This window comes from Pseudomonas sp. PME37.24/006, from assembly GCF_055556635.1.
Map to the genome: position 1 here is coordinate 1 of NZ_JBVHNL010000265.1, position 244 is coordinate 244.

Sequence of the window (244 nt, forward strand, 5' to 3'; positions counted from 1 at the left end):
GGCTCTTCGTTCCGTCTGAATCCGGCCGACTGCGAGCCCGGCGATATCGGCCGGCTGCTCGGCGTGCGGTACTGTCTCTGCGGAACGGTTGAGGCGGTCGACCGGCGGCTATCCATCATCGTCGAGCTCACCGACACCCGCGACGGCAGCCTGGTCTGGGCGGATCGATCCAGTGGCAAGCTCGATGACATCCATGCCCTAAGGGAGGAAATCTGTTCGCGGGTGCTGACGGCGCTCGATATCC

1 pseudogene is annotated in these 244 nt (G+C 64.8%); it reads left to right on the forward strand.

Features of this window, described 5'->3' with window-relative positions:
- Positions 1-244: pseudogene (locus ACZ3GY_RS24670) on the forward strand (CadC-family transcriptional regulator); the annotation flags it as partial.